Here is a 15,478-nt window from a genome sequence, read left to right as displayed (position 1 = left end):
AAAGATTTTTGCATGGAAAAAATATTCGAAGCAATCATTCAAAGCATCGGGAAACATGAAGACGTCGTTCTGGCAACCATGATTGAAAGCATAGGCGCTACACCCCGATCTTCCGGGACGAAAATGCTGATCCACAGAGATCATTCGATTGTTGGAACGATCGGCGGAGGAAAATTGGAAGCGAATGCAATTCAATCCGCGGACGAGGTCTTTGAAGCCGGATGCTCAAAATTATTTGAATACTCACTGACAGGGAAAGAAGCTTCTGCATTTGACATGGTCTGCGGAGGTCTTGGAGAAGTTTTACTTTCATTTATATCAGGATCTGATCCATCTCTATCTGAAGTATTCAGAAAAGCAATAGCTGCCATATCAGGTCAAGGAAAAGGATGGCTGATAACGCAGTATTCTAAAGAAAACTTTCCAAGACAATCATCAGATTTTTGCTTTATTACCGAAGAAAAAGCCATCATCGGCAATCTTTTCTTGAAGGAGGAGACGCTTAAGACCATTTTTCAATCTGAGCAGCCAACGATGCTGCTTCGAAATCCGGACAGCTCTGAAATTATTTTTGCGGATAAGGTTCAAAAAAAGAATACTGCCTTTATTTTTGGCGGAGGACATGTAGCCAAGGACACAGCGTTCCTTGCTGACTTTGTCGGTTTTCAGACGGTCGTTCTGGATGATCGAGCTGAATTTTCCAATCAAGAGAGATTTCCAAATTGTCAGGTTCTTACAGTGAAATCCTATACAGACTTGCCAAACCTCCCAATTGACAATCAAAGCTTTATCATTATCGTCACGCGAGGACACCTGGGAGATTATGACGTTCTGAAACAGGTCCTTCGTACTGACGCATTTTATATCGGAATGATCGGCAGTAAAAACAAACGGGATCTGATTTATGAACGATTAAGAAAAGAAGGCATAGATGAGGAGCAAATCAAACGGATCCATTCTCCCATCGGACTCCCGATTCACGGAGAAACACCGGCAGAAATTGCTGTCAGCATCATTGCAGAAATGATTCTCGCACGTTCCAGGAAAGAATCGCTTCCAGAATACCTCCGCCGATAGCGCTAGCTTTATCAGAAACCGAAAAACAGTGTTCCCGTTTTCCCCGAGGATCGATATCCATTATTTTCAATCCCTGTTCAACAAAAATTCCCGGATAAATAACACCCCGTACAATGCCGTCAATTCCTGCTGTCACAGGTTGGTCATTGACAACTGCCATTGTCTCTCCGGCTTTAATAAAATCTCCGATCTGTACCTGCGGATAGAAGAAACCGTCACAGGGTGCTTTGAGAACTCTCTTAACGCTCTGCCCTTTAATTTCTCCTGGCGTTCCTGTATTCGGTTCTGCTTCTCCAATCCAAATGACACGTCCCAAATTGTGCCCGCGATTCGTTTCAATCACTGCATGAACGTTGTCTCCAGCTCTAAAACCCGGGCCCAATCCTATAACCAGGGAAGCATCATTGATATGTGTGTCCGCTTGCCATATTTTTGTAATTCTCGCATCAATGATGATATCCGGTTTTAATGCAAGCGTTTTTTTGAATTCAGGATCGATAATAACCGGAATTTTATTCTCAGCCCAGACAGCTTCCGCCTGAGAACAATCAGAAATCAGAGCGCTTTCTACATCTTCTACACGCATATTTCCATCAAAAACAGTATTTGCAAAAGCAACCGAACGACGAATACATAACGGTCTTGGCAGTTCCGTAAGGATTACCCGGAATCCGCTCCTCCACAACCGGATTGCGGCTCCGGATGCCAGATCACCGGCGCCTTTAAATGCAGCGATTGAATGAATTTTCATTTTTTCTCATTTCCTGAATACGAAACAGTTCTATATATTTAAAGATTAATTTGTTGTTATTGCAATTTTGCGAAATGCAGGAATAAATGCCCACTAAATCCGCGGTATTCATTTGCAAGGTCGATCGATATTTTATATTGTTAATGCGATGATCAATTTACAGCCAAAAATTATAAAGCTGTTTTCCCTGCCAGGTGACTGCCCTGATAAACATTTCCCGAGCTGGATTCATACTGGAAATCCAGACACATTCCAATCCATTTTCCAGAAGGTGCAAAGCGATGGAGTCCCCTTGTGCTTCCAATTTCGGTGTATCTGCCTGGTTTAAAACCGCAATACGTTTGCAATCCACTGGTGCGTTTTTAAAACCACCTAACGGATGAAGTATTAATTTTTCAATAATTGCTTCTGTTATGAAATCTCCTTCTTTTGTGCCAGTAATTTTCAGGAAATCATCGAGCCTGTCAACATTCTCCGCAATAATTTGTTTTCCCAAAACATCCAGACCGGTAATGTGAAAAAGAAAATTGGTATCGAGTGGAATGACAGGTTCGCCAATGGTTGGAGCTTTTATATGCTGTAAATGAGTACCATCCGCTTCTAAAAAAATCGGCAAGGACAACTTTTTTGCACAATCCGCGAACTCATAAAAAAGATCCAAGGGGAAACCGATTATCTGTCCATTTTCAATATCGAGCGAAGGGCTCACCCAAGTCACTTTATGATTGGAAAATGATTCTGATTGATGAAGAAAATCAGAAAAAGTAAAATATGCATCAGCTCCTGATATATGCCGAGCTTCAATTTTTGTCGTAGTCGTTATCAGACAAGGACAGGGACACTTTTTTGCAAGAAAAAACAATAAGGAAGTCTTTCCACCAGCACCTGCAATTGAGACAATCGATTTTTGCGTAAAAGATTTGTCAATGAACATGACTTTTATTTCCCTTTTTACGGCAAACCTGAATTTTGAAAGAAAAATGGATTTCGGCTAATTTGGCTGTTTATACTTTTTTTTCATTTCTGAAAAAATTATTTTGATTTCAATGATTTAATCAATGCATCCTTTCCCGGAAATAAACGTGATATCCACACATCATCAATTCCATTTTCCAATAATACTTTAGAAATCCGATAAGCAGCATCCATCAAATCCGATGTATCAACCTGATTGAGAACTGCGATTTTCTTGCAGAAAGAAGGGCTGTTTTTAAATCCTCCTTCCGGATGAAGCAATAATCTGATGATGCTTTCTTCATTAAGAATATCACCTTCACGCAATTCTGTAACATCCAAAAAAAACGGAAGTCTGTGAACATTTTGATCATCGGCAGGTTTTCCGAGAACATCCATACCCGTGACATGCAGCAGAAAATTTGTTTCTTTTGGAATCACAGGTTCATGTTGAGCAGGCGCTTTAATGTGTCTCATGTGCGCCCCATCCGCTTCAACGATCACTGGCAGCATCCTCTTTTTTGCGACAGCGGCAAATTCAGAAAATTGATCCAGTTCAAAGCCTGAGATCTTTGTATTCGATGTTGACAGTTCAGGACTGACCCAGATCATCCGTTTTGGATAAACGGGAGTGTTACGCATAAGAAATTCCGAATAACAGAACCTTGCATCAGCTTCAAGAATTTGATCACTCCCGACTTTCGTGGTTGTCGTGATCAGACAAGTCCGGGGAACCATTCGGGCTAAATAAAGCATCAGTGATGTCTTTCCGCCAGCTCCTACGATGGCAGTTACAGAATCTTGTGTCAACATAATTTCATCAAGCATAAGGCATCCCTCTCAAGTCAAAAAGTCTCAATATGGAAAGAATTGTTAGTTGCCGTGTTGTTTATAACACTTTGCGTATAAAAATAACACAATAACAAACTTTCATTATTTATTTAAATAGAATATTTGTATTTCTACTCTTGGGTTGCCAAATACCGAATTACAGCTCTCAATTCCAGGAGTACATGAGTGGATTTTCATACACGAACTGAAAAACAAGATCATTCCTGGAGTTTAAAATCTTCACAAAAAAACGTATAAACACAGTATATCAAACGATGGGAAGTATTTTTGTTGACATTTTCCAGCAATTCGAAATATGGAATCACCTTCCGAATAAAAAAAAAGAAAACTTATTGTTCTTATGGTTTTACGTGAAGCACAAAACCATAAGAACAACAAGGATTCTTTTCATATTTCGAATAACTGAAATTTTTCACTCATTATATAAAATCCAAGTATTGATTACAAAAAGCAGCGATTTATGACTCCAATGCAACGATTTCTTGAATGTCGAAAGGTAATGTTTTTACAAGGTCTTCAACAGTCTTTAATCCGATTTCATCAAACCGAACACAAATACCGCAATCCGAACTGAGATTTCGCGGAATTGAAGATAATTTGCAAGGAACCCCAAGGTTTTTGAGTTTTTTCTCAATGCCAATTGCATGACTGGATGTATAAACTAATAAAACAAACTCTTTCATGATCAATGCAATGTTGTCGTATTCTCAGCCAAAATTTTTACTGCTTCAATACAGGCTTCAAAATCCTGAGAGGTCGTAAAAGGTGAAGCAGCAAAACGAATGGTTCCAGCGGGGAAGGAATGAAGGAATCGGTGAGCAAGAGGGGCACAATGTAAACCGACCCTTGAGAGAATACCTTTTTCTTCATCCAGCCATTGCGCTGCAAAACCATTATCAATCCCATCAATAGTCAACGAAAAAACAAATCCTTGATTTTCAATTTTTTCAGCGCAGAAAACGTGAACACGTCTTATCGATCGAATTTCATTGAGAAATTCCCGAAAAAGTTCTCCTTTTTTCAAATATACCAGATTCTGTTGATTCCGATTAATCCAATCGATTCCTGCTTTTAATCCTGCTAGCCCGACTGTATTCAGTGTACCGCTTTCGAACTTATCGGGTAGAAAATCAGGCTGAACATAGCGATCCGAAGCGCTGCCAGTCCCACCTTGCTTGAGCGGAAAGATCTGATTTACATCAACATGGCTTCCCCAGACGATACCTCCGGTTCCAACCGGGCCAAGTAAACTTTTATGACCGGTAAAGGCCAAAAAATCAATTCCTTCACAATCAATCGCAATCGGGATACTACCTGCGGATTGAGAACAATCAGCCAAAACAGGAATTTGATAAGAATGGGCAATTTCACTGATTTCATGCAGCGGCTGAATAACGCCGTTCACGTTGGATTCATGGCAAATAACGAACAAGCGAGTGTTTTGCCGGATCATCGGCTCAATCAAAGCAGGATTGATGCGGCCATCCTTTCCTGCCGGCAACACACTCCACTGGATATTTTGCTGCGATAAAAACTGCAGCGGCCGCATCACTGCATTATGTTCTAACGGACTGACCAATACATGATCGCCTTGTTTCAGGTATCCTTTCAGAATCAGATTAATAGATTCTGTTGCATTGGCAGTAAATGTTACTCGAAAAGGATCATCGGATCCAAAAAAAGCTGCAACTGTCTCGCGTACCTGATACAGGATTTCACCCGCCGCAACAGCAAATCGGTGGCCTCCTCTGCCAGCATTGCCGCCAGCCTCCTCCATCGTTTTAATCATGGCCGCCGATACTTCCGCTGGTTTTGGCCATGAGGTTGCCGCATTATCCATGTAAATGACAGTCATTTTTTACCTGTTCCAATACCGTAAATATTACAATTCGATAATTTATATACAGTAGGAAATCATTCTTTTTGAATTGTAATAATTGATTCGTCGCCTGACTCTGTGATAGAAACCTTCAGTTTCCGCGTCAAAGCAAATCTTCGAATATTTTCACATGCAGTTGCACCATCAACCTTCACGATTATAGGAAAAACGCCTTTCTCAATTTCTTTTGCAACCAACAGAACAGGCTGAGGACAAGACAATCCACGAGCATCAACTGTGATTTCCATTGTATCTCCTATTGAACTTTCTCTCGCATCGTTAAACCAATCAGGACACAAACCAACAATCCAATTCCTACCATAATCATCCCATTGGAAGAAATTCCTCCAATTTTCAATACACCATCCACAACACTGTCCGGTGATCCGGCAAGGCCAAAATTATGTGCAAAAGCTGCTCCAGTTATCATGCCCAACACAAATATACCTGCATCGGTATCCCCTTCACCGCTTAAAAACAACTGACGGCCGGGACATCCTCCTGCCAAACAATATGCCAAACCGGCTAATATCATTCCAAGCAGATTCCAGATCACATTGCTGTGGGCAATTGGCATTCCCTGAAATCCGGGATGAAATTGACCATAAATCAGATTCATGAGAAAAGCCGATATTCCCAACGATAGAATCCCGCTGCCAAGATGAAAATCTTTCAGTAACACAATATCTCGAACAGCGCCGACAGTACAAAACCGAGTTCGCTGGGCAAGAAAACCGATCAGCAGTCCGAAAGCCAAAGAAATCAGCAACGGCGCATGTTTGGATCCCGGTCCGCTTTCACTTGAAAAAATTGGTCCGCTATTTTCAGGACCGAATGTCGGTCTAAAAATTGCCAGGAGGAGCAATGCAGCCATTATCAACGGAAACACATATCCTGCTGCTGCATGTGTTTTATTGCTCCTTCCCAACGAATAGCCTTTTTTCAAAAAAACAATTCCGATTAAAATACCGGTCGTCAAGCCAATCAACCCGATCAATCCATTGATATCTCCGCCTGCCAGGCGGAACCAGGCACGCCATGGACAGCCGAGAAACACTAAAGAACCGATCATCCCGAAAAATCCCAGGATAAAACGAATGATCGGAGCAGATCCGCCGCGTGCCTTGAATTCTCTAAAAAGCAGTGCTGCGATTAAAGAGCCAAGAACAAAACCAAAAATCTCAGGTCTCAGGTATTGAACGGTGGCAGCGCGATGCAATCCGAGAGCGCCAGTAATATCGCGTTCGAAACAAGCCACGCAAATACCCATATTCGGGGGATTGCCAAGCTTCTGAAGGGTGGGTCCGAGAATGCCAATGATAGCTCCGACAGCAATTATGCCGCGGCGGCTACGAAAAAAATCATTAATACTGCGTTGCATAGATTATCCTTTTCAAAAGATTCTCAGGTGATTACTCCTGAGTTGAAAATTTGGATGAAATTTGAAATTTACTGATAATATATATTATATGAATAATTAATAATTGAACAAGGGAAATTGAAACCAATCAGAAATTCGAAATCAGGAAAAGTATAAAAACGAGAGAAAATATGTTGTTGCGCTGTATTTAAGCTTCGCACAAGAACAAAGCCGTAATATATTCTTTCCACGTTTCGAATCTATTTGAGAATCATTTTCCATGAAAAAAATCTTATAATTAATAGATCCGGAGGAATTTTTGATGAATGCAGATTTTAAACACCCGAAATTAACTGAACTTGCATTCTGCGCAGGATGTGCTGCAAAGCTTCGCGCAGAAGTATTGGTTGACATTATCAATCCGTTTGGAAAACTGTTTACACAGGAGAATTACCCGAATTTACTAATCGGACTTGAAGAATCAGATGATGCGGCCATAATGAAATTAAATGACCAGCAAGCGCTTGTTTTCACGACAGATTTTTTCCCGCCATTAGTCGACGATCCATATGATTTCGGTGCCATCGCTGCGACAAACAGCATTTCGGATGTATATGCTATGGGAGGGAAACCACTTATGGCATTAAACATAACTGCCATGCCAACTGACCTTCCTCCTGAAACCATTTCAGAGATATTCCGCGGAGGAGCAGAAAAAGCCAAGGAAGCAGATTGTCCGATTGTTGGAGGCCATACCATCCGTGACAAAGAACCCAAGTATGGTTTGGCCGTTATCGGAATGGTTCATCCGGATAAAATTCTGTATAAAGGAAAACTTGATCCCGGCGATAAAATCGTTCTTACAAAACCATTAGGCTTTGGATTGGTGACTACTTCCAACAAGAGCGGAAAAGCTGATCCGGAAGACTTCAGTAAAGTAGTTGCCTGGATGAAAACGTTGAACAAGAAGGCGAGTGAATTGGCTCAGGAGTTTGGTTTAAAATCCGGTACTGATATCACAGGCTTCAGCCTGATCGGCCATAGCTGTGAAATGATCCGAAAAGGAAATATTGGATTAAGATATGAATGGGACCGGATTCCATTTGTAGACCATTATGAGAAATATATGAATATGGGTTTGTTCCCAGGCGGCGCAGTTGAAAATTTGAAGTTTTATGAAAAGAATGTTCATTTTTCATCAAGAATCAACGAATTGGAACAGATGATGTTATTTGATCCGCAAACCAGCGGTGGATTGCTGCTGGGAGTCAAACCCGAGCTATTGCCCGCATTTCTGAGACGAGCCGAAAGCATTGGTCAAAAAGTCTGGGTCATTGGAGAAGCCATTGAAGGCAGCGGTATCGAGGTTTTGTAATTTGCAACGATGTTATTGATTTTTCGTATATGTCAGTAGAAAAACTGGAGCGAACATTGATCGATATTTCTCCCGAAGTTATTGAACAGGCAAAGAGCGGAGACGCTGATGCTTTTGCTTTAATCGTGGAAGCATACCAGAATCCTGTCTATAACCTGTGTTATCGAATGCTGTATAACGAAGGAGAAGCGGAAGATGCCGCTCAAGAGACTTTTTGGAAAGCCTGGTCGAATTTTATAAAGTATGATTCGAATCGCTCTTTTTCAACCTGGATCCTTTCCATAGCAGCGCACTATTGCATTGATCAACAGCGAAAAAGGCGAGTTCCTGAAACAGAAATTGATGAATCGATGGAAGAAATTATTCCGGAAAAATCGCCGCTTCCCGAAATTGAAGTCTCCAGAAAAGAAGATGAATTGAGGTTGAAAAGATTATTGTCTAATTTGAATGAAATTGACCGGGCTGCTGTAATTTTTCGGTATTGGTATGATTTTTCAGACCATGAAATTGCAGAAAACCTTTCTATCAGTGAAAGCGCAGTAAAAAGCAGATTATTCCGAGCAAGAAAAGAATTAGCGCTTCTTTGGAATGAATGCAAATGAGAATCAGGAGATAAATGCTATGAATACTCATGAAATGGTAGAAAAATGGATATTGGATGAAACAGCTTTATCACCGGAAGAATCGTTGCAGATGAAAGAACATCTTGCAGAATGTCATCGCTGTTACTGCCTGTATCAGAACCTCAAAGGAAGTTTGACTTGTATCAAACAGGCTCCAGAGAAAAAACCTGCCCCCGGATTTTCTGTTCGCTGGCAGCAGCAAATGATCCTGCGCACGAAAGAAAAAGAAAAAACTGACTTAATTCACCGAATTCTGAAAGTCAGTGCATTAATCAGTGTTTTATCGATATCTTCATGTCTTGTATTCTTTTTACCTGGCAATTTAATCAAGACTGCGCTGTATATATCGGATCTTTTAAAATTTATATCGGTTCAGATACATCAATTGGGAACAATCCTTTCAGTTTTCAAAATTCCTTTACTGTTTATCGGTATCGGATCAATTCTCCTTCTGTTCATCTATATAATCGTTGCCACGCTTTCGACATTAACGATTAAACGAATCCGTAAAGGAGCTGACAGTCATGAATAAATCGAATTTACAAAAATTACTACTTTTTTTAATCCTGATTCTCTCGCTATGCAGTTTTGCCAATGCCTCAGCAGAGACAAAATCCGGAAATAAGGTGGTTTTTGGTTCTGATTATGAATTAGAAAAAGGGGATACGCTGGATGGCAACATTGTCATCGTCGGTAGTAAGACCAAACTAAACAAGAATTCAACAGTCAATGGAGATATTGTCCTTTTTGGAGGCGATCTGCAAATAGAAGGGACCGTTAATGGCGATATCGTTGCTTTCGGTGGAGCTGTGGATTTAAAATCCACAGCGCTCATTAACGGTGACTTTTCATCCTTTGGCGCCAATGTCGATCGGCATGAAAATGCTGTCATCACCGGAGATACAATTCGTCAGAATACGGATGAATTTAAGAAATCCGAGGAGAACATTGTTGAACAAAAAGCGGAAAATGCACCCGACTCCTCCGGTAAAAGAGGCTTCTTTGGAATGCTTTTTTTCTTTATAACAAAAACAGTAATTTTCACTGTTGAAATTCTGGTTTGTGCAGCGTTAGCCGTGATTGCCAACCTGCTTTTTGAAAAACATTTGACGGGAACCTGTCAAGCTTTTCTGAAATTCCCGCTGGAATCGCTCGGAATTGGACTTCTGACTGTCATCGCATTACCATTCGTTCAGTTATTCTTCTGCATCACAGTCGTATTAATCCCGCTTGCGATTTTACTGGCTTTTATTTTTGTAATCTTGTGCTTATACGCCTGGATTGCGGCAGGGCATGAAATCGGTAAACGATTAGCACAGGTGATAAAAGTAAATTGGCCTGTTTATTGGACGACTGCATTGGGTACATTTACACTGAGTTTTGTCCTTTTCGGATTCAGTAAGATTCTTCCATGCATAGGATGGATACCAGCCGGTCTGGTGATTGTGACGGGAGTCGGTGCGATCATTATTTATCATGGAAGGTTATTCCAAAATCGAAAGGGCAGTATAACATTTTTACCAAAAAATGAAAATTCGTCAGAAGTTTCCATTCCAAAAGAAACCCGTTTATCCGATACATCTACAAAAGATTCGGTATCCACAAAACAAGGAACTCAAAAATCTGAAACTGATGTGAGGCCGCAGGATTCCATCGAGTCCAACGCATTCGGTTCTATGAAGTCTGAAATGCCGATTCAAAATCAGCCTAAAGTCGTTCCGCCGGATGTCATTGAATTGGGACCATCACTATCAGAACAAAAAAAGGAATCTACAGACATTTCCGATCATCCAGTCGAGAACCTGCAAAAAATGGATGAAAACGAATTCGTTGAAGAAGAGTTTCAATCCGCTTCAAAAGAGCCACAACAACCAGCAACTGAAAAGAAATCTGCGGAGAAACGAAAGACTGATCAGCCATCAGATAAACAAACATCCAAAAAACGGGGAATCGGATCTTCCATTCTTGACTCTATTCATGAGGACATCAGCGAAGATTCCGAACAAAAATAACATCTGTTTTGTAAAAATCCGTTCTTCTTTAAAAAACATCAGAGAGCCGTTCGGCATTCCGAACGGCTCTCTGATGCTATGAGGGAAATTCCCCTCCATATTTCATTTTGTTAGACAATGTGTTGTATTCTGCAGTGCCATTTATTTTCTATCGTTTCAATCAGCGTCAGATTTTAAAGTTTCCAAAAAAGACTGCGTTTTCTGATAATAATGATTTGTCTCAATCATACGAAAAACCTCTTCGTTCAAATAATATCGATAATGGTGATTCGAGGCAATCCGCTCACGAATTTCTGTGGAGGAAATTTCCAGAAGCGGAGCATCAATCAATCGGATTTTTTGCATGATATTCGGAAAAACGGATTCCATATGAATCCAATCGATTTTATCTCCTGGACGATTCATCACACCCATCTCATCAATCCGATCCAAAATTAACTGCGGTTCATGCCAATCATAAAAATCATTCATCGAGTCACTGCCTGTTAAAAGAACGATGGTGCTGTTCGCAAATTTCTCTCGAAGGCAAAGCAGTGTGTCGGAAGTAAAATGCGGTCCGGGCCGCTCATTTTCGATTAACGACAACTCAAATTTCGGTTCATGTTGAATGCAAGCCCGAACCAATTCTGCTCGACAATTGAAAGGCGTTATTCTTTGATGCAGTTTATGCGGCGGTGCGGGTGAAAGCATCCACAGTACGCGATCAAGAGAAAGTTGATCAGCAGCCTCTGCAGCTAAAATCATATGTCCAAGATGAGGAGGATCGAAGGTTCCTCCAAATATACCCAGTCTCTCCACAGCTATTCGACCCACTCCAATTCAAAATGATCACCGATCATTACTGTATCACCTTCTTCGATACCAGCCTTTCGAAGAGCATCTTCAATACCCAGCGTGCGCAATAAAATTTGAAATCTGCGTACAGAACCGCTGTGTTCCCAAAATGTCATTTTCGCAGCACGTTCAATCGAAACACCGCGAACAACCCAGTCACCATCTTCATCGCGAGATATTGAGAATTCACGCGGATCTTCCTGGGGAACATAAAGCGGCAGACTTTCAACCGTCTCGCTTTCCGGCACATTTTGCAGTATCTCATACAGCTTCCATAAGACGGGATTTACATCCTGCCTGGTTGCAGCCGAAATTGCCATGGGTTCGAAACCGCGATCAATTAAAGTTTTGCGAACTTCCACCCAGCGTTTTTCAGCTTCTGGAAGATCCATTTTATTAAACACGACAAGTTGCGGTTTGGTTGCAAGATTCGGATCAAATAATGCCATTTCTTGATTAATTTGGTCAAAATCCGCTATAGGATCATCTGATTCCCCATTTAACAAATGAAGAATCACCTTTGTCCTTTGAATATGACGAAGAAAAGCATCACCTAACCCTATACCAAGATGAGCACCTTCAACCAGCCCAGGAATATCAGACAAAACCAGCGAGTGATCCAAATCTAATTCAGCCACCCCAAGGTTCGGTTCAATGGTTGTAAAGGGATAATCTGCAATTTTTGGTTTCGCATTGGTTACTGCAGCCAAGAAGCTGGATTTTCCTGCATTGGGAACACCGACAATGCCAATATCAGCGACCAGTTTTAGTTCCAGTTTCAGGTATTTTTCTTCCGCTGGAGCCCCTTTTTCGGCTGTAGTGGGAGCTTGATTGGTAGAACTGACGAAATGAGGATTGCCCTTTCCGCCGCGCCCCCCTTTGGCAACGATCAATTCCTGTCCCTGTTCAATTAAATCGCCTAATAACATACCGGTTTTTGCATCCGTAACAATGGTTCCGGCAGGAACGAGAACAATGAGGTTTTGACCTGATCGCCCCGTACGATTGTTCACACCGCCTTTTTGACCATCTTCAGCAATATATTTTGTTTTATGGCGAAAAGATGCCAGCGTATTCATCCTCTTCTCTACTTTCAGAATCAGATCTCCGCCATGACCTCCATCCCCGCCATCCGGACCACCGCGCGCAACATATTTTTCTCTATGAAAATGCATAAAGCCATCTCCGCCCTTGCCGGAACGGATGTAAATTTCCGCTTCATCGATAAACATAACATCCTGCTTTCTTTCAATAAATCTGAATCGGGCAGACGCAGAAAAATAGTTTGCAACCATTTCACGGCTTAATGCCCTGATCCCCATCTAATTTTACGCGATAAATAGTTCATCCATCATGATTCATGCCAGCTATTCGAAATATTGACGTACTATTCGAATAAAGAGGGAAACATTTGTTGTTGTGATGGTTTATGCGCTTTTTGTAAAAACATCACAACAACTAAGACTTCTTTCCATATTTGGAATTGCTGTATACTGCTGTACTCTGATTCTTCAAGTCAAAATTATGATAAGATTACGAAAAATTAACAGATGAACGAAAAAGTGCAATAGAATGAAAAAATCCTCATCGATGCAGAATAAAAAATCAATCTTTTTTTTCCTTTTCTTTTTTTTGCTATTCCTGATCCCCATGTTTTCACCTTATGAGGCTGCACAAAAATTTGGAAATTCGATCGCTCCAGATGGTAACATTGAGCGATTTACTCCGGAAATATTTCAAATTGGACAGATTGGTTGCGCAGCGTTGGGTTTTCTGAGTCTCGGTTTTTCATTGTTTGCCGGATTTTTCCCTCGAAAATACCAATTCTTCATCCAGCAGCAAAAACAATCGCTCCGATCCCTTCCCCGTCGTTTTGTTCAAGATGTTCGATCTTTCCGACAAAGCATCATCGCTTCTTTTAAAATTGAGAAATCTGACCTGATTTTGCTCGTGCTCATCATGGCAGCCGGATTTGCCGTCAGATGGATCATGATTAACCGTCCAATGACTCATGACGAATCCTATTCCGTTTACATCTGGGGCAGCAGCAGTTTACGCCACACAACCAATGATTATCATCTTCCAAACAACCATGTCTTTCATAGCATTCTGGTGAATCTCATTTATCACACAATCGGGAAAATTCCAGCGTTCGTTCGCTTGCCCGCATTCATCAGCGGATGGCTCATCATTCCATTTGCTTACCTGTTGGGGAAAAAAATATACAACCGCCATACAGGTTTGCTGACTGCCGGATTGGCAGCCTTTTCACCTTTTCTCATTGAATATTCGACCCTGGCACGCGGTTATTCCCTATTGTCACTGTTTACCATTTTCATTTTTCTGCTCGGAATATATGTCATCAGACATAAGAATTTATTTGCCTGGTCGATGATGATCCTGATTTCATCCCTCGGATTTTATACACTACCAACCATGCTGTATCCCTTTGGTGCTCTTTGTGTCTGGCTTTTCCTGTTTTTGATTTTTTCTCAATTTTCCAGCAATTACAGAAATCCTGCAAATTTTTTGAAATATTTGGTCCTCAGCGGACTTGCTGTTTCTGGTTTTTCTTTATTGCTGTATTCCCCCATCTTCATCAACTCCGGGACAGATGTCCTGTTTAAAAATGTTTTTGTCCTACCGCTTCCCCAAAATGATTTCTATCCAACATTGCTCTCACGTTTCTCAGATCACTTTCATGCTTTCACAGATAATGTCCCCAAACCGATCTGGATTCTCCTTTTTCTGGGCATACTGATTTCCATTGTCTTTCATCATAGAATCAGTCAGATCCGCATTCCATTACAGGCAGCGTTTCTTCTCTGGCTGCCTCCTGTAATTCTGTACCAACGGCCAAATTTATGGCCCAGAACCCAAATTTACCTTTGGGTACCTGTCATTCTTTGGGGCAGCGCTGGGATGATCGCAGCAATAGATTGGATATGGAACAAAGCAAGATTCCATCAACAATCCCGTCTGACCCAATGGTTCATCATGGTCGTGACCGTTGCCGCTGCGATACCGCAAGGGATTCACGCTTTTCAGGTTTCGAAAGAAATCAGTATTCATGAAATTGCAATTCAAGAAATTCTGACGGATGACCCGGCAAAAATTCTTGTTGCGGTTGCGCCGGAGGACGATGCTGCCTTATGGTATTATGCAGATCGATATGACCTGCCAAAAAACATTTTTAACAAAAACAGACCTTTCTCTACGGTTTATGTTTTTGCCAATCCGCAAAATGAGGGTTTTGAAGAACCGAGAACGATCGATGATGTCTTAAATCGATATGGTCCGGGAGCCGCGTTTGTTCTATCGGACACAAAGCAGGTTTTTATCAATCGCGATAATGCGATATTCAGCAAGTTTCAGGCAAATTCCAGAGTGGTTGAGGAAACGTTTGGAACGAAATGATCATTCCAATTCTTACCAGAACTTGAAAATTTTTACAGCGATGTGAAATATAAGAAGGATGAATAGTTATCGTGTTGTTTTTGCGAGAAGCGCAAAAACAACACGATAACTATTTTTCTCTTTTTTCTCAAAAGACTTTTTCAAATTTCGAATTCCATGAAATTGAATTTTTTTAATGACATACGAGAACGGCAGTAGAACCTTGAATTCTCAAGAAATAGCCATTATTTGGATACAATTTCATTTTTTTGTGGTGAAATCAAATTTCTTGACAACCTCCGCTCAGCCAACTATAATAATCAAAAAAACATCATAAAACTTATCTATACATTGCCAGTCAATAA

Annotated in this window: 15 protein-coding genes; 6 read left to right on the top strand and 9 right to left on the bottom strand. The window is 41.0% G+C overall.

What is annotated here, in order from left to right; all coding sequences use genetic code 11:
• The first annotated feature begins 12 nt into the window (after positions 1–12).
• Positions 13–1,077 (top strand): XdhC family aldehyde oxidoreductase maturation factor, encoded by a 1,065-nt coding sequence (locus ATC1_RS07460; RefSeq protein WP_062279832.1) that lies wholly within the window; start codon positions 13–15, stop codon positions 1,075–1,077.
• Here the strand turns inward: ATC1_RS07460 and yqeB are convergent.
• The 7 genes from yqeB to yedE form a co-directional block, all read right to left on the bottom strand.
• On the bottom strand, positions 1,013–1,828 hold the full coding sequence (yqeB, locus tag ATC1_RS07455) for a selenium-dependent molybdenum cofactor biosynthesis protein YqeB (RefSeq protein ID WP_062279830.1): 816 nt from the start codon (positions 1,826–1,828) through the stop codon (positions 1,013–1,015). The two genes, ATC1_RS07460 and yqeB, sit on opposite strands and share 65 nt — an antisense overlap.
• A 157-nt stretch (positions 1,829–1,985) precedes the next feature.
• Positions 1,986–2,762, bottom strand: coding sequence for a selenium cofactor biosynthesis protein YqeC (yqeC, locus tag ATC1_RS07450; protein ID WP_062279828.1), 777 nt, complete (start codon positions 2,760–2,762; stop codon positions 1,986–1,988).
• 98 nt (positions 2,763–2,860) lie between these two features.
• Positions 2,861–3,610 carry a selenium cofactor biosynthesis protein YqeC gene (gene yqeC / locus ATC1_RS07445; RefSeq protein WP_062279826.1) on the bottom strand — a complete coding sequence of 250 codons (750 nt, stop codon included), beginning with the start codon at positions 3,608–3,610 and terminating at the stop codon, positions 2,861–2,863.
• A gap of 482 nt (positions 3,611–4,092) precedes the next feature.
• Positions 4,093–4,317: a DUF3343 domain-containing protein gene (locus ATC1_RS07440; RefSeq protein ID WP_062279825.1), complete on the bottom strand. Its 225-nt coding sequence runs from the start codon at positions 4,315–4,317 to the stop codon at positions 4,093–4,095.
• 2 nt (positions 4,318–4,319) lie between these two features.
• Positions 4,320–5,489: an aminotransferase class V-fold PLP-dependent enzyme gene (locus tag ATC1_RS07435; protein WP_062279823.1), complete on the bottom strand. Its 1,170-nt coding sequence runs from the start codon at positions 5,487–5,489 to the stop codon at positions 4,320–4,322.
• A gap of 59 nt (positions 5,490–5,548) precedes the next feature.
• On the bottom strand, positions 5,549–5,761 hold the full coding sequence (locus ATC1_RS07430; RefSeq protein ID WP_062279821.1) for a sulfurtransferase TusA family protein: 213 nt from the start codon (positions 5,759–5,761) through the stop codon (positions 5,549–5,551).
• A gap of 8 nt (positions 5,762–5,769) precedes the next feature.
• Positions 5,770–6,894, bottom strand: a complete 1,125-nt coding sequence (gene yedE / locus ATC1_RS07425) for a YedE family putative selenium transporter (protein WP_062279819.1) — start codon at positions 6,892–6,894, stop codon at positions 5,770–5,772.
• Positions 6,895–7,195: 301 nt separating this feature from the next.
• Here yedE and selD point away from each other — a divergent pair, with 301 nt between their 5' ends.
• Genes selD through ATC1_RS07405 form a run of 4 tightly spaced genes read left to right on the top strand, consistent with a single transcriptional unit; the run spans position 7,196 to position 10,883 of the window.
• Positions 7,196–8,248: a selenide, water dikinase SelD gene (selD, locus tag ATC1_RS07420; RefSeq protein WP_062279818.1), complete on the top strand. Its 1,053-nt coding sequence runs from the start codon at positions 7,196–7,198 to the stop codon at positions 8,246–8,248.
• A 29-nt stretch (positions 8,249–8,277) separates the two neighbouring features.
• Positions 8,278–8,850, top strand: a complete 573-nt coding sequence (locus ATC1_RS07415; RefSeq protein ID WP_062279816.1) for an RNA polymerase sigma factor — start codon at positions 8,278–8,280, stop codon at positions 8,848–8,850.
• Between the two features lie 19 nt (positions 8,851–8,869).
• A complete protein-coding gene (locus ATC1_RS07410; protein WP_062279814.1) occupies positions 8,870–9,403 on the top strand; it encodes an anti-sigma factor in 534 nt (177 codons plus the stop codon).
• The gene (locus tag ATC1_RS07405; protein ID WP_062279812.1) at positions 9,396–10,883 is read left to right on the top strand and encodes a hypothetical protein; all 1,488 of its coding nucleotides are present in this window, start codon (positions 9,396–9,398) and stop codon (positions 10,881–10,883) included. The genes ATC1_RS07410 and ATC1_RS07405 overlap by 8 nt, the downstream gene beginning before the upstream one ends.
• A 156-nt stretch (positions 10,884–11,039) precedes the next feature.
• On the opposite strand, the gene nadD is transcribed toward ATC1_RS07405, so the two are convergent.
• Positions 11,040–11,696 (bottom strand): nicotinate-nucleotide adenylyltransferase, encoded by a 657-nt coding sequence (nadD, locus tag ATC1_RS07400; RefSeq protein ID WP_152024258.1) that lies wholly within the window; start codon positions 11,694–11,696, stop codon positions 11,040–11,042.
• On the bottom strand, positions 11,684–12,949 hold the full coding sequence (obgE, locus tag ATC1_RS07395) for a GTPase ObgE (protein WP_062284003.1): 1,266 nt from the start codon (positions 12,947–12,949) through the stop codon (positions 11,684–11,686). The genes nadD and obgE overlap by 13 nt, the downstream gene beginning before the upstream one ends.
• Before the next feature lie 340 nt (positions 12,950–13,289).
• On the opposite strand from obgE, the gene ATC1_RS07390 reads away from it, so the two are divergent.
• On the top strand, positions 13,290–15,134 hold the full coding sequence (locus tag ATC1_RS07390; RefSeq protein WP_062279809.1) for a glycosyltransferase family 39 protein: 1,845 nt from the start codon (positions 13,290–13,292) through the stop codon (positions 15,132–15,134).
• Positions 15,135–15,478: the final 344 nt, after the last annotated feature.

This window comes from Flexilinea flocculi (assembly GCF_001192795.1).
Taxonomy (GTDB): domain Bacteria; phylum Chloroflexota; class Anaerolineae; order Anaerolineales; family Anaerolineaceae; genus Flexilinea; species Flexilinea flocculi.
Note: the sequence above shows the minus strand (reverse complement) of the source record. Positions and strands in the feature narration are given on the sequence as shown.